This window comes from Phenylobacterium sp. (assembly GCF_041691455.1).
Lineage (GTDB): Bacteria > Pseudomonadota > Alphaproteobacteria > Caulobacterales > Caulobacteraceae > Phenylobacterium.
Window position 1 is genome coordinate 47,706 of record NZ_JBEPUO010000006.1, and the last position, 15,742, is coordinate 63,447.

The following is a 15,742-nucleotide window of genomic DNA, read 5'->3' on the forward strand; positions in this document are numbered from 1 at the left end:
CCTTCGGGTCCATTCCTCGCGAGGCAGGAAAGCCGGGCCTTCGCCGTCCTCCGCTGCGCTGCGGGCCTTAGGGCTGCGGGCGGCCCTGTTGGACCTACGACTTTGGGATCGCCATCGAGGCGGCGGCAGGCGCGGCACGACAGATCAGGAGACCTACCATGGCGAACATCGGCACCTTCACCAAGACTAACGACGGCTACACCGGCGTCATCCACACCCTCACCATGAACCTCAAGTCGGTGACGTTCCGCCCGACAGACAAGACCGAGGGAAAGGGCCCCGACTTCCGCGTGATGGCCGGCGCCGCCGAAGTGGGCGTGGCGTGGAAGAAGATCGCCAAGAACGAGCGGGACTACGTTTCGGTGAAGCTGGACGACCCCAGCCTGCCGCGGGCGATCTCCGCCAACCTGTTCGACGGCGAGAACGGCTACGACCTGGTGTGGTCCCGTCCCCGGCCCAAGGACAAGGCCACTCGCAAGGCTCCAGCCGAGTGACCCGAGCGCGCCCCACCGGTCTCCGGTGGGGCGCTTTCTTCGGGCTGGAATGAGATCTCGCAGGACCACGACGCGCGCCGGCTTCGGCGCGCGTCGTGTCGCGTGGACGCAGCTTCGCGCGGTCCGCTGGCCAACAACGTTGCTTCCGTTCAACGCCGGGCACTCGATCCGCGGTCTGATTTTGCAATCGAACCGCTGTCTTGATGCTGTTGCCTCACTCCAGGAAGGTCGGTTGACATCGCCGAAATTGAAATGGATTTTCCGATTTAACGAATTCAAGGCGTTTTCGCGTTCTCATTCCCGCTTTGTCCGCGGGTCGACAATCGAGGATCGGATGATGATGGGCGGCGTGGTCGCGATGAAGAAGACGGTTCTGCGGCTCGCGCTTGTCGCGACCGTGCTGAGCGTGCCCACGGCCCTGATAGCGCAGGGCCGAGCCACTGCCGACATGCCCGGAAAGACAGCTTCCGGGATCGCCTACGTCCAGCCGAAGGACTGGGTGGTGACCAAGCAAGGGTCCGCCACCGTGTTCGCGACGCCGGAAGCTGATCTCAATATAGCCGTCGTGGAGGTCGGAGCCGCGGCGAACGCCCAGGCGGCCGCGATGAAGGCCTGGTCGCTTTACAAACCCAGCGCCAACCGAACGGTGCGACTGGCCACGCCGGGCACCGCCGCCGACGGCTGGGAAGAGCGCGTCAACTTCGCCTATGACACCTCGCCTGGGGAACGCGCGGTGATTTCGGCGCTCGCGATGCGCAGGGGCGCCGCATGGACCGTCGCCATCGTCGATGGCTCGGACGCGACCATGAACAAGCGCGCCGCCGCCGCGTCGATCATCGAACGCAGCCTGCGGCCAGCCGGCTATGCGCCCGAGACCTTCGCCGGCAAGACGGCCCATCGGCTGACGCCTGAGCGGATCCAGGCGCTTCGCGACTTTATCGGCGAGTCCGCGCGTGAACTCGACGTGCCCGGCGTCGGAATCGCCTTGATTGATCAGGGTAAGGTCGTCTGGGAAGGCGGCTATGGCGTGCGCGAACTTGGCCGCCCCGAACCCGTCGACGCCCACACCAAATTCATGATCGCGTCCAACACCAAGGGCATGACGACGCTCCTGCTGTCGGTGCTGGCGGACGAGGGCAAGCTGCGCTGGAACCAGAAGGTCACCGACCTCTACCCGTCATTCCGCCTGGGCAGCGACGCCACCACCAAGTCGACGGAGATCCAGCATCTGGTCTGCGCCTGCACCGGCCTGCCGCGGCGCGACTACGCCTTCATTCTGGCCGACGGCAAGGCGCCTGCGTCCGACACCTTCCGCCAGTTGTCGCAGACCGAGCCGACCAGCACGTTCGGCGAGCTCTTTCAGTACAGCAACCTGATGGCCGCGGCGGCCGGCTACGTCGGCGGCTCCCTGGCCTATCCGAAGCTCGAGATCGGCGCCGCTTACGACAAGGCCATGCAGACCCGCATCTTCGGGCCGCTCGGCATGGGCGACACCACCTTCGACTTCAATATCGGCGAAAGCGGCGACTGGGCGCGGCCGCACGGCTTCAACGTCGATGGCCAGATGACCGAGATGTCGAACCACTTCAACCATCTCATCTCGCCGTACCGCCCGGCCGGCGGTGCTTGGTCGAGTGCGGCCGACGTGGCGCGGTATGCTGAGCTGGAACTGTCGAAAGGCGTCACGCCCGACGGCAAGCGCCTGGTGACCGAAGCCAACCTGCTGGAGCGGCGCAAACGGGGCGTGCCGACGGGCGAAGGCGCCTGGTACGGGATGGGGCTCTTCAACGAGGTGGTCTCCGGCGTGCCGGTGATAACCCACGGCGGCACCCTGCAGGGCTTCCATAGCGACTGGTGGATCCTGCCGGGTGCGAAGATGGGCGCGGTGCTGCTGACCAACGCTGACTCCGGCCCCGCCATGTTCGAGCCCTTCCTTCGCCGGCTGTTGGAGGTGGCCTATGACGGCAAGCCGCAGGCAGCGCTGGACGTGGCCACCGCGGCGGCTCGGATGAAGGCGCAGGCCAGGGCCAAGCGTGCGCGCCTGACGATCCCCGGCGATGCCGCCGCGCTCGCGGACTTAGCGGCGAAGTACCGCGACCCCGAGTTCGGCAATGTCATCACCCTGCGGGACAAGGGCGGCGCGAAATGGGTGGAGGCCGGGGCTGTCGAAGGCCCGGTGGCGACCCGACAGAACGCCGACGGAAGCATCTCGCTGGTGTCCATCGGTCCCGGGGCCATCGGCCTCGATGCCGCGATCGGCCGCGCGAATGGCCTGCGCACCTTGACGGTACGAGATAGCCAGCACGACTACGTCTACACCGAGGTCCGCTGACGCCTAGGCTCGCAACCTGCGCCATGGGCTGCGGAAGATCGCTCCGAGGGCTAGAAGCTGACGCCCGTACCGATCAGGTGATAGGTCAGGGCGACGTAGAGCATGAAGCCGAAGGCCGGCACGAGCGCGACGGCGAAGACCTTCGCGAACCAGCCGGACCCGGGCTTGAAGACCTGCAGCAGGTTCCACAGTGCCACCAGAAGCCCGCCGACGAAGGCGACGAAGCACGTTAGCTGGGCCAAGTGCATCCAGAGCGCGAGGCTGCCGCCCTTTGTGGAGAGCGCCTGGCTGAAGACGAACAGCCACAGGCCCACGCCGCCCAGCGACAGGGCGGCCCCGATCCTCACCGCGCGATAGGCCTGCGCGCGGGGGCCCTTCAGGTCGAAGGACCGGCCGTAACGCCGCCGCGCAATGGCGATGACTGGCCAGAGGAGCGCCGTCATGCCCAGCAGGCAGAGGCTCGCGATCACCAGCGGCACTTCCAGGCCCGTCCCGGCAAACCCGGTGGGGCGCACATAGATCTCTATGGGGGCGACGCCGTCGCCCGCCCAGCGGACGACCTTGCCGTCCTTCACGGTCGCCTGGATTTTGTCGTGGCCGCCGACCTCGTTCCAGAGGAACGGCTTCACCTCCACGAACTTGGCGGGGTGATAGAGCGGCTGGGCAGTGATGGTGCCGTCGGGGTTCGCCTTGAGCTTGTTCTGGGAGATTAGGCCCAGCAGCGAGATGAAGGTCGACTTCGAGCCTCGCGTATTGCCGTAGGCCCCGGCGATCATCGCCGCGTGGGTCTTGGCGGTGGCCGCATCGACCCGTGTCGTCGTTGTCGCGGTCGCAGGCAGGTAGCGGTCGGCGAATTCCTCCAGCAGCGTCTGGCGCAGGATATGGCCAGCGCCGTCCTTCCCCGGCGCGTTCACCGAGATGAAGATGCCCATCTGATCGTCGGGAAACAGGATCAGGTCGGTGTGGAAGTAGTTGGTGTCGCCGGCATGCCCGATGGCGCGGTGACCGTTGATGTCCCGCTCCATGAAGCCCAGCAGGTTGCCGTTCAGGTCGGGAAACGCTCGCCACGCTGTGGTCTGCATGAGTGTGGCGGTTTCGGGCTTGAGGATATGGGCGTCGCCGAGCCGGCCAAGCTGGAGTTGGGCAATCATGAAGCGCGCCATGTCGTCGCCGGTGGAGGCGAGCGCGCCGGCCGGGGCCGGTCCCACGATTTCATAGCCTGCGCCGGGCTTGTCCCAGGTCTCGTAGCCCTTGGCCATGTGTGACGCCAGGGCCGCGGGCAAGGGCTGTCGGAACGTCGAGCTCTTCATCCCCAGCGGGTTCAGGATGTGGCGCTCGATATAGTCGTCGTAGGGCTCGCCGGAGACGCGTTGGACGATGTAGCCGGCGAGCGCGGTGGCGTAGTTCGAATAGCCGGGTCCCTCGGCGGGCAGGAAGATGCGTGGCGGGACATAGCTCTTGAGAAAATCGCCAAGCGCCGGCGGCGGGCGGCCAAACTCGATGACGTCCATGGCGCGTTCTTCGAAGCCCGCGCGGTGCGTCATGATCTGGCGAAGGGTTACGGGTACCCCTTTGTAGGCGGGAATCTTGAAATCGATATAGCCGTTCACGTCGGCGTCAAGGTTGAGCTTGCCCGCTTCAACCAGCTGCATCACCGCGGTCCAGGTGAACAGCTTGGACGTCGATCCGGGCCGGAACAGGGTGAGCTTTGGATCAACGGGGGTGCGCTTTTCGTAGTCGGCGAAGCCGTAGCCCTTCTCCAACAGGACTTGGCCGCCCTTAACGACGACGACCACCGCGCCCGGTACGCGGCCGGTGTTCAGGGCGTTGGGAATCAGGCCGTCCAGCCAGGCTTCGGCGTCGACCGCCGTCAGCGCGGTAGCCGGTGAAGGTGCGGCGGCCAAGGGCGTAGTAAGGGGCGCGGCGCTCGGCGACGGCTTTGGGCTGGGCTCCCGCGGAGCCTGGGCCCAGGCGAGAGGCGTCGTGAGCAAGCCAAGTCCGAGCGCCAAGCCTGCGATGATGAATGTTGGCCTCATGGCGCTAGGTCTCCAGGATCTCATGGTTCAAAGCCGGTCCAGGCAGGTTCGTCGGGCGTGCGCGCTAACCGTGCGGCGGCATAGTTGGGCCGAGCCCGCAGGCCGGCGCAGAAGCGGGTTGTCATCTGACCTATGGCTGGATCGGATTCCAGTTGCCGGATCCAGCCATGTGCGGCGCGGAAGTCGCGATGACGCGAGAACAGCCGGTAGTCGGAGTTCCCTAGAATCAGGTCGGCGACCAGGATCGCGGGATCCATGCATATGCGCCGTTCCAAGGCTGCCTGATCGCTGACCCGGCTCCAGTCGATGCGGACATGGCTCACGCAGTCGCAGGACTCGGGCGGGGCCTGTACGGCGTCTGCAAGGCGCAGCACGCCCCGCTCGCGGAACCTGGTGACGAACCGCCGAGCGGCGGCTGCGTCGCAGCCCAGCAGCACTGCCAGCGCCTCGCCACGCGGAAGCGGCCGGCCTTCGAGCTTGGCAAGCAGGCGCAACTCCTCGCGAGACGGGGCGTTGGTGGGGTCCGAAGCCCGTCTCATTGGCTGCCGTCGCACTCACCCTGCACGTGATCTCCATAAGGCACGTCCCAGACAAGCCACGCGGGTCCGCGAGCAGTGAGGGCCTGCGCCGTCAGAAATTCGCCGACAGCGCGACGCCGACGGTGCGCGGCCGGACCAGGCCGGCCTGAAGTGCGCCGGCGGGGGTCGAGCCGAACCCCGCGAGCGAAAGGATGCCGCGTTCGTCGGTCAGATTCTTCACAAAAGCCTCGATCCGGTACGCCCGGATCGTCACGCCGCCCCGGAGATCGACGGTCGTGAAGGCCGGCACGGAGATCTGGCCGATCGTGGCGTTGAAGTCCGACCGCCGGCGTCCGGTGAACCCGACGCTGGCGCCCAGGAACAGGCTGGTGTCGCCGGCTAGGGGGTGGTTGTAGTCGGCGTTCAGGGAGCCGGTGATAGGCGAGGAATACGGCAGCCGGTCGCCGTCGTGACCGCCGAGCAGTGGGCCGGTCGCGGCGGTGAGGTGGGCCTCGGTATAGGCGCCGGTGGCCGAGAGCGTCAGCTCGGTTGTGGCGGCCCAGGTGACCGCGCCTTCGACGCCCTTGCTTTCGGCCGAGCCGCCGTTGGTGTTGACTCCGAACCCGCCCACGTTCGCCAGCAGCTGGATCTTGTCCCAGGTGATGAAGAAGCCGGTCAGCTCGTAGGTGATGGCGCGCCCGACGTCGCCTTTGACGCCGACCTCGTAGTTGATGATCGAGTCGGATTCGAAGACCCGCGGCACCGCCAGCGGGACCAGCGGGTTCAACGCGTTCGGGCCACCGGGGCGATAGCCCTTCGCGACCCGCGCGTAGAGGGTGGTGTCGTCATTCAGCTTGTACTTGGGCGCTACGGCGAAGGTGAACACGTTCTCCGAAGACCTGCCGGTCACCAGCGAGGCTCCGCCGGCCAGCGGTCCGCCGTTCAGCTGGTTGTCGTGCTGATCATTGCGGCTGATGCGGCCGCCGAGGCTGACGTCGAAGCGGTCGGTGAAGTGATAGTCGGCGTTGGCGAAGGCCGCGTACTCCAGGTAGTTCGACTTGAGGATCACCGTTTGCAGGCCGCCAAGGCCGGGGACGACTTGCGGGGCGTTCGGGATGCTGATCGCACTCAGGTTCTGGTTGAGCACGTTGTCCTCGCGCGTGAAGAACCCGCCCACCAGCCACTCGAACTTCTGCGCGGGCGAGGCCAGCCGGATTTCCTGGGTGAACTTTTTCTGATCGAGGAACTGCAGCACGTTGGAGCCGACCGGCTGCTTGAAGATGGTCGAAAGTAGTGCGCCCAACTGAGCCGACGCATCCTGGTTGGTGTCCTGGTGCAGGGTGCCGTAGCTGGTCGCCGAAACGAGGTCGGCGGGGCCGAAGTCGTAGTCGATGGTCGCGTTGTAGATGCGGTACTCGATCTTGTTGGGCGAGGAGAAGGTGCGGCTTTGGGTCAGATCGCCGTAGAGGGGTGAAAGCGTCGTCCGGTTCACATCCTCCGTGTTGGTGCCCTTGCCGTCGATGTTCTGGCCCACGGCCGACAGGCGAATGCTCAGCTTGTCGATCGGCCGGACCAGGAAGCCGAGCCGCAGGCCGGTGTAGGTCGCGCCGTTGACGTTGCGGACATGGCGAAGCGGGTCGTCGATGAAGCCCGGCTGGTTGTCGTAGTAGCCGCCGACGCGGATCGCGGCGCGGTCGCTAAGGGGCAGGTTGACCACGCCCTTGATCGCTCCGCCGGTCGCCGCGGAATTGGTACTGTCTATCTCGCTGTCGAGACGTCCCGACATGGCCGAAGGATCCGGTGGGTTGGTGACGAACTTCAGCAGTCCGCCCAGGCTGCTGGCGCCGTAGAGCGTGCCCTGCGGCCCCCGAAGGACCTCGATCCGACGCATGTCGAAGGTGTCGAAGTCGGGCGCATGGATGGCCCCATTGGCGAGGCCCGTAACCGAGCCATAGGGGGTTTCGTCGACGTAGGTTCCGATCGTCGCGCTCACGCCGCCGGCGTTGATACCGCGCAGCACCAGCCGGTTGGAGCCGGGCTGAGAGGCGATCAGCGCCATCCCAGGCACGCGGCTTACATAGTCCTGGAAGCCGACCGCGCGCTGAATAGAGAGGGTCTCGCCCGAAATCGCGGTGACCGATTGCGGCACGTCGCGCAGGTTCTCTTCGCGCTTCTGGGCGGTGACGACGAGCTCTTGAACCGATGGCGCTTTCGCCGACGCGGCTTCAGCGGCGTAGCTCGCCGCCGGAAATGCCAAGGCACAGAAAGCTGCTCCGACAAGCAAGTTAAGCTTAGTGACAGCGTTCATAGAAATTCCCCCTGCAGAGCTCTCTAAGTCGAAGATGACAATAAATTTTCATCGCTGGCAAATGCTTTCCGAATTGGAACTTACGGTCGACGTCCCGCCTCCGGCGCCGCTAGTCCCCGGGCAGTTTTCGCCTGGTATTTCCGATCGCCGGGGTCACAGCATCCGCCGACCGCTCGGTCCGCCGGAATGCCCGATGCGGGATCGCCAGCTTCGCGTGGCGACTTCAGTGAAAGCGGTCCGGGCGCAGGTCATGCGCATCGACGCCGAAGGCCGCCAGATCGTCCGGTACGGGCTCGCCTTTCACCAGCGCGCAGGCCAGCCGGCCCATGGCCGGCGCTGTCTGGATCCCGTAGCCGCCCTGGCCTGCGAGCCAGAAGAAGCCCCGGGCATCGGGCGCATAGCCCACCACGGGGCTGCGGTCGGCCACGAAGCTGCGAAGGCCCGCCCAACTGCGCCGGATGCGCCGAACTTCAAGCGTCGTGGCCTGCTGAACCCGGTCGACCGCGATGGCCACGTCGAGTTCCTCCGGCTGCGCATCGCAAGGCTCCGTCGGCGTCTCGTCTCCGGGCGATAGCAGCAGGGCGCCCGCATCTGGTCGGAAATAGAACTGCTCATCGATGTCGATGACCATCGGCCACTGATCGCTCTGCGAGTCGGCGGGCGAATCGACGATCAGGGCGGTGCGGCGGTTTGGTTGAAGTCCGACGGTTTTCACGCCGGCGAGCTCAGCGATCACATCGGCCCAGGCGCCGGCCGCATCGATGACGACCCTGGCCTCGATGCGCAGGTCCGGCGTTTCGACCCGCCATCCTATCGCGATGCGGCTGAGGCTCACCACTTCGGCGTCCACGATGAGCTTGCCGCCCCGAGACTTGAGTTGCCGCAGCCACCCCTGATGCAGCAGATTGACGTCAACGTCCGCGGATCCGGTTTCAAGCGCGGCCGCCTCCACATAGTCTTCCTTGAGGATCGGGCACAGGGTGCGAGCTTCGGCCGCCGTCAGACGTTGGATCGACGGGCCGACGTCCGGCAGCATGCAGAAGCTATCCAGGGCGGCGAGTTGCGCGGTGGAGGCGATGTGGAGCGCGCCGCGCTGGCGCACCACTGGCCCGTCCACGAAACCGGCAGGTGGCGCGTAGAGGAAACTGCGGCTGGCTCGCGACAGCGCCCGGATCGGTGCGCTGCCGTAGATCTCGGAGAACAGCGCCGCGGATCGACCCGTCGAGTGCATTCCTGGAAAGGACTCGCGCTCGAGGACGATGATCCGGTGCGTTTCCGCAAGGGCCGCGGCGGCTGAGGCGCCCGCGATCCCGGCGCCGATGACAACGATGTCGGCGGTCTCGGTCTTCATGTCCTGTCGATCTTTCGGGCCTCTGCCAGGGCGACGCGGTAGAGCAACAGAGCCATGACAGCGCAAGGCAGAGCCACGATCGTGATGGCCGCGCCGACCGCAGTGGAACTGCGCAGCACATGTTCGAGGATGAGCGCCGGCAGGGCGGCGCCGAGCGCCAGGCCGATGCCGATGTTGATCAGGGAGGCCAGGCTGACGCTCAGGCCGCGCGCGTCGCCGGGCGCCAACTCCTGCAATACCGTGAGACCCAGCGCCTGGCCGGTGGTGGAGGCGAAGATCCACAGGCCCGCGAAGGCGAAGACAACGGCCGGCGAGGGCGCGACGATGAACAGGGTGCTGACGATGCCCAGCACCATCGTTCCCACGGCTAAGCGCAGGCGAGACGACCCGCCGCCGCTTGCGGCCATCCGGTCGCCGATCAGGCCGACGCCGAAGGACCCCGCGATCCCGCCGACGATCACCACGCCGCCCAGGACGACTCCGATCTCGGCGACGCTCACCGAGAATCGGCGGGTGAGGAAGGTCGGGAGCCAATTGAGGATGGCGAAGTCGCAGAGGCTCGCCAAGCCCATGGCTGCATAGAGCGGCGCCAACGTCGGCCAGAGCGCGGCCAACCGCCCGGCCGCATCGCGGAAGGGCGCGGGGCGGTCCGACGTCCCGCCGATCAGATGGCGGCGAGCAGGCTCGGGCACGGTGGCCGCCAGCACGGCGACCGGCAGGCCCAGCAGCCCTAGGATGACCAGGCTGGCCCGCCATGGGGCGAGCGCGCCCAGCAAGGGCACGCCGTGTAGCGCACCCGCCTGCGCGGCCTGCAGGATGAAGCCGCCGAGCGTGATGGCGACGCCACCCCCGATGACCATGCCCATCAGGAAGGCGCCGGTGCCGGCGCCGCGGCGATTGAGCGGGAAGCTGTCGGTGATGATCGACATGGCGGCTGGCGCCAACGCCGCCTCGCCGATGCCCACCGCGGCCCGGGCCGCGAAGAGCGCCCCGAAAGAAGGTGCGTAGCCGCAGGCGATGGTCGCCAGGCTCCAGATCGCCACGCCGGCGACGATCACTAGGCGACGGGGAAGCACATCCGCCGCGCGCCCCAGCGCCACGCCCGCAACGGCGTAGATCATACTGAAGGCTGCCCCCTGCAGCAGGCTCACCTGCACGTCAGTGATATGCAGATCGGCGCGGATCGGATCGACTAGCAGGCTCAAAATTTGCCGGTCGCTGTAGGATAGGATTGCGGCGATGCAGAACACGCCCACAGCCCACCACGCGCGGGACGCGGGCGGCCAGGGCGCTTCCCCGCCCGTCAGGCTCTCGGAGCTGGAGACGATCTTGATCGGTTGAATGGGACACCCCGCTTCGCTAAGACTTTACATATCTGAAAATGATTTGCCGCAACCGAAATGTGGGGCTTGCCATGCGCGTGTTCACCGCAGGACTGCAAAGCGAGACCAATACCTTTGCGCCGTGGCCGACCGGCGAGCGGGCGTTCGCCGAAGGGGGCATGCGCAGGGGCGGCGATGTCCTGAGGGGGAGCGCGCCGGATTACCAGACCGCGCAACGGTGGCGCGACCTCTGCGTCCGCGACGGCAACGACTTCGTCGCGGGCCTGTTCGCCTGGGCACAACCCTCCGGGCCGATCATCCAGAGTGTCTACGAAGCCATGCGCGACGAGATCCTGGCGGCTCTCCGCGAGCAGGGGCCGTTCGACATGGTGTTGCTGTTCCTGCACGGGGCCATGGTGTCGACGGGATGCGACGACTGTGAGACCGACCTCGTGCAGCGGGTGCGCGAGATCGTCGGGCCTAGTGCGGCCATCGGTGTCGAACTCGACCCGCACTGCCACCTCACCCAGGCCCTCGTGGACGTCGCCGACGCCATCGTGCTCATGAAGCAATATCCCCACGACGACTATCTGGAGCGCGGCGAAGACCTGTACGAAATCTGCCTGGCGAAGGCGCGGGGTGAGGTGCGTCCGACCTCGGCGCTCTTCGATTGCCGGATGGTGGGCTTCTATCGGACGACGCAGGAGCCCATGGCTTCGCTGGTGGCGGGCTTTCGGGCGGCGGAACAGCAGCCAGGAGTGCTGTCGGTGAGCTTCGCCCATGGCTTCCCCTGGGGCGATACGCCGAACACCGGCTCGCGGGTGTTGGTCATCACTGACGGTGACGCCGATCTGGCTGCCCGCCTGGCCGAGACGATCGGACGGGAAATCTATGACGCCCGGGAGGCGCTCCTGCCACGCTTCCCCACCGTCGAGACGGCCCTTAGCCAGGCCCTGGAGACTCGGGGCCTCGTCGTCCTCGCCGACACCGCCGACAACGCCGGCGGCGGCGCGCCGGGCGACAACACCAGCCTCTTGCGGGCGATGCTGGACCGCTGCGTGACGTCGGCCGCCCTGGGCGCCATCTGGGACCCGATCTCAGCCCTTGCCTGCGCCGATGCCGGCGTCGGCGCGACCCTGCGGCTGCGGATCGGCGGCAAGTCCGGACCGGCGTCGGCGGAGCCCCTGGATGTCGTCGCCACAGTGCGCGCGGTCCGCGAGCGCCACAGTCAGGCGGGTCTCGGCACGTCGCGCTCGGGGATGGGACTTTCCGTCTGGATCGAAGTCGCTGGGATCGACGTGGTGCTCATCTCGATCCGCACCCAGGTCTTTTCGCCTGACGCCTTCACCGGCCTTGGCATCGTTCTGGCGGACAAAAAGATGGTTGCAGTGAAGTCGAGCCAGCACTTCCAGACCGGCTTCGCGCCGATCGCGGCGAGGATCATCCCTGTGGCGACGCAGGGCGCGATCCAGATGGACTTCGCCACTTTGCCCTACGTGGAGAAGTCTGACCTCAACTACTTCCCGCGCGTCGCCGACCCGCTGGCTTGACACGCCTTGTCTTTTCGCCCGGCACCGCCAGGACTTTCGGACCTTCCAGGACGTCGCGAGGCGGCGGCGCCGGGGCCTGGGCGAGGGCTGCGATGAGCTGGGATTCCTCGCCCGAACAGATCGAAAGCACGCGGCATGGGCCCGGGCCGGCGTTCAAGTAGACGTGGCCCATTCCGCTATCGAAATAGATTGAATCTCCCGTGTTCAGCGTGGTGGGCGCGTAGAGGTCGGTGTGGAGTTCCGCCGTACCTTCAAGGACATAAGCATACTCCTCGCCCGGGTGACGAATGAGCTCGCTGAAATCCGAAATCGATCGGGCGTGAATCTCCGCGATGATTGGGATGAAGCGCTTGTTCAGCAGGTCGGCCACTGGATAGACATGCTCGTAAGGCTCGGTTTCGATCACCCGGCCTTCGCCCGCGCGCGTAATGCTGCGACGGCCCGTGACCAGGCTCAACGCCGCCGCGGCGCCTTCGGGCGAGAACAAAAGCCCTATGTCGATCTCCAGCCCCCGGCTGATCCGGGCCAGCTTGTCGTAACTGAGAGACATCTTGTCGTTCTCGACTTTCGAAAGAGTCGAAACCGGAAGGCCGGTGCGTTGGCTGACTTCAGATAGCGTCCAGCCATTGGCCAGTCGCAGGCTCTTCAGGACCGCACCCGGCTTTGCTTTCGTATTCACGCGAGATCAACTCCGCTGTCGCCCGCCACACCCTACTATGGGCTTTGTCGTCAGGTCCAACCAAGCGACCCAAGACGACCAAGTTTCGCGGCGAGCGGGAATATATCTAAACCGGAAAATGCTTGCGAAAAGAGAAATCACGTGACCTCATCGCGGCGATCAGCAGGTGTGGGGCGGATGACACGAGCTTCCCGAATTTCGGCGCTTGCCGCTCTTCTGTTCGCGCTTTCCGGCGCCGCGGGCGCTGACCCGGCGCCGCCTCCTGCCGTCCAGAGCGCCTGGCAGATGACGCACGCCCTGACGGCGGACGACGTCGGGGCCTATTTCGACGGCATGGTTCCCTCCGAAATGGAGCGCGCCGACATCGCCGGCGTCGTAATCGTGGTCGTCAAGGACGGCCAAACGCTATTCGAACGGGGCTACGGCCTGGCCGATGTCAAGGCGGGGCGACCCGTCGATCCCGACACCACGCTGTTCCGGCCGGGCTCCATTTCGAAGCTATTCACCTGGACGGCGGTGATGCAGCTGGTTGAAGCAGGCAAACTCAACCTCGACGCCGACATCAACAAGTACCTCGATTTCAAGGTCCCGCCCTACGACGGCGCGCCGATGACCATGCGGCAGCTGATGACCCACTCAGGAGGGTTTGCCGACACTTCCAAGGATCTATTTCCGCCCGATCTCAAGCATCTCAAGACACTCGGTCGGATGCGGGACGTGCCAATGCCCGCGCGCATCTTCCCGCCCGGGACCACGCCGGCCTATTCGAACTACGGCGCGTCCCTAGCCGGCTACATCGTCCAGCGCGTTTCCGGAGAACGGTTCGAGGGCTACGTCGCACAGCACATCTTCGCACCGCTCGGCATGACGCACTCGACCTTCGAGCAGCCGCTGCCCAAGGGCTGGTCGGCCAATATGTCGAAGGGCTACCGGACGGCGTCGGGCCCTCCAGGTCAGTATGAGCTTGTCCAGATGCCACCGGCGGGCGCGCTGGCGACGACCGGTTCGGATTTGAGCCGTTTCATGATCGCCCATCTGCAAGACGGAGAATATCAGGGCCAACGCATCCTGGGCGCCGCGACCGCGCAATACATGCACAGCCTGCAATTCCAGCCGGCGCCGGCGCTTCCCGGCATGGCGCTTGGGTTCTATCAGGAACCGGCGAACGGACACCGGGTGATCGGTCACGCCGGGGACACGGGCCAGTTTCACAGCGACCTGCACCTCTACCTGGACGACCACGTCGGCCTGTACATCTCGTTGAACAGCGCGGGTACGGGCGGCGCAGGCGCGCTTGGCAGCGGCCTTCGAACCTCAGTCTTCAGGGGATTCACCGACCGCTACTTCCCAGCGCCCAGGTCGGCGGCGCCGCCGACCTGGGCGGATGCCAAGACCGACGGTCGAATCCTGGCCGGCTACTACGTCGGCACCGGACGGTCCGACGCCGGTTGGACCAGAATCCTCAGCTTCCTGTTGGGGCAGACCAAGGTCTCCTCAGACCAGGATGGCGTCGTCACCGTTTCGTCCTATCGCGGGGTAAACCATCAGCTGCAGCGCTGGCGCGAAATCGGACCTTTCCAGTATCAGGCGATCGGCAGTGCCAGCCGGATGGCGGCGGTGATCAAAGGCGGCAAGGTCACCCTGGTCATGCGCGACGACTATCCGCCGGTGGAGGCGCTGCAGCCTGTGCCCACTGCCATGTCGGCGGTCTGGAACCCGCCGCTGCTGTATGTGAGCGGCGCGATCCTGGCGATCGCCGTCTTGACCTGGCCTTTGGCGGCGATCATTCGCCGGTGGTACGGGCACAGTTTCGAACTCACAGGCCGGGCCGCCTGGCTCTATCGGCTGACCCGCCTGGACTGCCTCGTCTACCTTGCCTTCGCCTGGCTCTGGTACTGGCTCATGTCTCAGCGGCATTTGGGCAGCGACACCGATTGGATCATCCGCCTCATCCAGGTCGTCGGGCTGGTGGCCGTCGTGGGTACCGTCGCACCGATCGCCAATGTCGGGCAGGTCTGGAACCAGCTTGGCCGCGGCTGGTGGGCCAAGGTCTCAAGTGTGGCAATCGCAGCGTCGTGCCTGGCCGCCATTTGGTTCGTGATCAGTTTGAAGCTGATCACACCTCAGATCGCTTATTGAGGTCGGCGCATGCAGCCCAGGTTCATCACTCGCGACGAGATCCGCCGGGTACTGACCTTCGAGGCCTGTGTGCCGCTCATGCGCGAGGCCATGATCGCCGTTTCCGGCGGCGGCATAAACCAGCCTCCACGGCAAATCCTCCCGCTGAGGAGCGGCAAGGGAGTCTTCGGCGTGATGCCCGGCGTGATCGCCGACGACCGTTTCGGCGCCAAGCTGATCAGCGCCTTCCGCCATCCGGAAAGCTCTCCGCTGCCGGCCCACCAGGGCGTCGTGGTGCTGTTCGATCCGCAAACGGGGTCACCCGCCTGTGTGCTGGACGCTGGCGAGATCACCCGCATCCGCACCGCCGCGGCCAGCGCGCTGGCCACCGACGCGCTTGCGCGGCCCGACGCCAGCCGGCTCGCGGTGCTTGGGACAGGCGAACAGGCTGAAGCCCACATCCGGGCGATTTCGGCCACGAGGCCGCTCAGCCGCATCGTCATCTGGGGGCGCAACCCGGATCATGCCCGAAGGCTGGCCATCGAGCTGCACGCCAACGAGGGCTTCGAGATCGAAGTCGCAGAAGACGTGCGGTCCGCGGTCGCCGAGGCCGACATCGTCTGCACAACCACCTCGGCGGCTGAACCCATCCTGAAGGGCGCCTGGCTGCCGGACGGCGCGCATGTGAACCTGGTGGGCTCCAGCCGCGCGGGACCGGCGGAGGTCGATGAGGATCTCGTCTCGCGGTCGCGCTACTTTGTCGACAGCCGCGAAAATGTCCTGGCTCAGGGGGCGGAGTTCATCAACGCCCGGGCCTCCGGACGGGTGGACGAGCACCACATCCTTGGCGAGATCGGCGAGGTCTTGGCGGGTCGTGTGGCCGGCCGCGCGTCGGCGTCTGAGGTCACCGCCTACAAATCCCTGGGCGCCATCGCTCAGGATCTGTGGAGCGGCTGGTACGTCTATCAAACCCTGCAATGACCCCGATCCACGCCACCTGTGAGAGCTCCAAAGATGCCCACGTTTCGTAGTAG

Annotated in this window: 11 protein-coding genes; 5 read left to right on the forward strand and 6 right to left on the reverse strand. The window is 66.2% G+C overall.

Annotated features, from left to right (window positions below; all coding sequences use genetic code 11):
- The first annotated feature begins 158 nt into the window (after window positions 1–158).
- Together ACESMY_RS10895 and ACESMY_RS10900 are read left to right on the forward strand one after the other, a co-directional pair.
- The gene (locus ACESMY_RS10895) at window positions 159–494 is read left to right on the forward strand and encodes a DUF736 domain-containing protein (protein ID WP_372784610.1); all 336 of its coding nucleotides are present in this window, start codon (window positions 159–161) and stop codon (window positions 492–494) included.
- A gap of 25 nt (window positions 495–519) precedes the next feature.
- Window positions 520–2,826 (forward strand): serine hydrolase domain-containing protein, encoded by a 2,307-nt coding sequence (locus ACESMY_RS10900; RefSeq protein ID WP_372784611.1) that lies wholly within the window; start codon window positions 520–522, stop codon window positions 2,824–2,826.
- Window positions 2,827–2,876: 50 nt separating this feature from the next.
- Here the strand turns inward: ACESMY_RS10900 and ACESMY_RS10905 are convergent, their stop codons facing one another.
- The 5 genes from ACESMY_RS10905 to ACESMY_RS10925 form a co-directional block, all read right to left on the reverse strand.
- Window positions 2,877–4,862: a serine hydrolase domain-containing protein gene (locus ACESMY_RS10905; RefSeq protein ID WP_372784612.1), complete on the reverse strand. Its 1,986-nt coding sequence runs from the start codon at window positions 4,860–4,862 to the stop codon at window positions 2,877–2,879.
- Window positions 4,863–4,882: 20 nt separating this feature from the next.
- Window positions 4,883–5,356 carry a hypothetical protein gene (locus ACESMY_RS10910; protein WP_372784613.1) on the reverse strand — a complete coding sequence of 158 codons (474 nt, stop codon included), beginning with the start codon at window positions 5,354–5,356 and terminating at the stop codon, window positions 4,883–4,885.
- A gap of 136 nt (window positions 5,357–5,492) precedes the next feature.
- The gene (locus tag ACESMY_RS10915; RefSeq protein WP_372784614.1) at window positions 5,493–7,637 is read right to left on the reverse strand and encodes a TonB-dependent receptor; all 2,145 of its coding nucleotides are present in this window, start codon (window positions 7,635–7,637) and stop codon (window positions 5,493–5,495) included.
- Between the two features lie 274 nt (window positions 7,638–7,911).
- Window positions 7,912–9,039, reverse strand: a complete 1,128-nt coding sequence (locus tag ACESMY_RS10920) for an NAD(P)/FAD-dependent oxidoreductase (protein WP_372784615.1) — start codon at window positions 9,037–9,039, stop codon at window positions 7,912–7,914.
- Entirely contained in the window at window positions 9,036–10,295 is a 1,260-nt protein-coding gene (locus ACESMY_RS10925) for an MFS transporter (RefSeq protein WP_372784616.1), read from the reverse strand. Before ACESMY_RS10925 ends, ACESMY_RS10920 begins: the two co-directional genes overlap by 4 nt.
- A 158-nt stretch (window positions 10,296–10,453) precedes the next feature.
- Here ACESMY_RS10925 and ACESMY_RS10930 point away from each other — a divergent pair, with 158 nt between their 5' ends.
- Entirely contained in the window at window positions 10,454–11,911 is a 1,458-nt protein-coding gene (locus tag ACESMY_RS10930) for a M81 family metallopeptidase (RefSeq protein ID WP_372784617.1), read from the forward strand.
- On the opposite strand, the gene ACESMY_RS10935 is transcribed toward ACESMY_RS10930, so the two are convergent.
- The gene (locus ACESMY_RS10935) at window positions 11,874–12,590 is read right to left on the reverse strand and encodes a helix-turn-helix domain-containing protein (RefSeq protein ID WP_372784618.1); all 717 of its coding nucleotides are present in this window, start codon (window positions 12,588–12,590) and stop codon (window positions 11,874–11,876) included. The two genes, ACESMY_RS10930 and ACESMY_RS10935, sit on opposite strands and share 38 nt — an antisense overlap.
- 177 nt (window positions 12,591–12,767) lie before the next feature.
- Here ACESMY_RS10935 and ACESMY_RS10940 point away from each other — a divergent pair, with 177 nt between their 5' ends.
- Window positions 12,768–14,729, forward strand: a complete 1,962-nt coding sequence (locus ACESMY_RS10940; protein ID WP_372784619.1) for a serine hydrolase domain-containing protein — start codon at window positions 12,768–12,770, stop codon at window positions 14,727–14,729.
- A gap of 9 nt (window positions 14,730–14,738) precedes the next feature.
- The gene (locus ACESMY_RS10945; RefSeq protein WP_372784620.1) at window positions 14,739–15,689 is read left to right on the forward strand and encodes an ornithine cyclodeaminase family protein; all 951 of its coding nucleotides are present in this window, start codon (window positions 14,739–14,741) and stop codon (window positions 15,687–15,689) included.
- Window positions 15,690–15,742: the final 53 nt, after the last annotated feature.

What these genes read in the sequence shown, in the direction of transcription:
- ACESMY_RS10895 (WP_372784610.1), top strand. Translation starts at nt 159, where the DNA reads ATGGCGAACATCGGCACCTTCACCAAGACTAACGACGGCTACACCGGC.
- ACESMY_RS10905 (WP_372784612.1), bottom strand. Translation starts at nt 4,862, where the DNA reads ATGAGGCCAACATTCATCATCGCAGGCTTGGCGCTCGGACTTGGCTTG.
- ACESMY_RS10920 (WP_372784615.1), bottom strand. Translation starts at nt 9,039, where the DNA reads ATGAAGACCGAGACCGCCGACATCGTTGTCATCGGCGCCGGGATCGCG.
- ACESMY_RS10930 (WP_372784617.1), top strand. Translation starts at nt 10,454, where the DNA reads ATGCGCGTGTTCACCGCAGGACTGCAAAGCGAGACCAATACCTTTGCG.
- ACESMY_RS10940 (WP_372784619.1), top strand. Translation starts at nt 12,768, where the DNA reads ATGACACGAGCTTCCCGAATTTCGGCGCTTGCCGCTCTTCTGTTCGCG.
- ACESMY_RS10945 (WP_372784620.1), top strand. Translation starts at nt 14,739, where the DNA reads ATGCAGCCCAGGTTCATCACTCGCGACGAGATCCGCCGGGTACTGACC.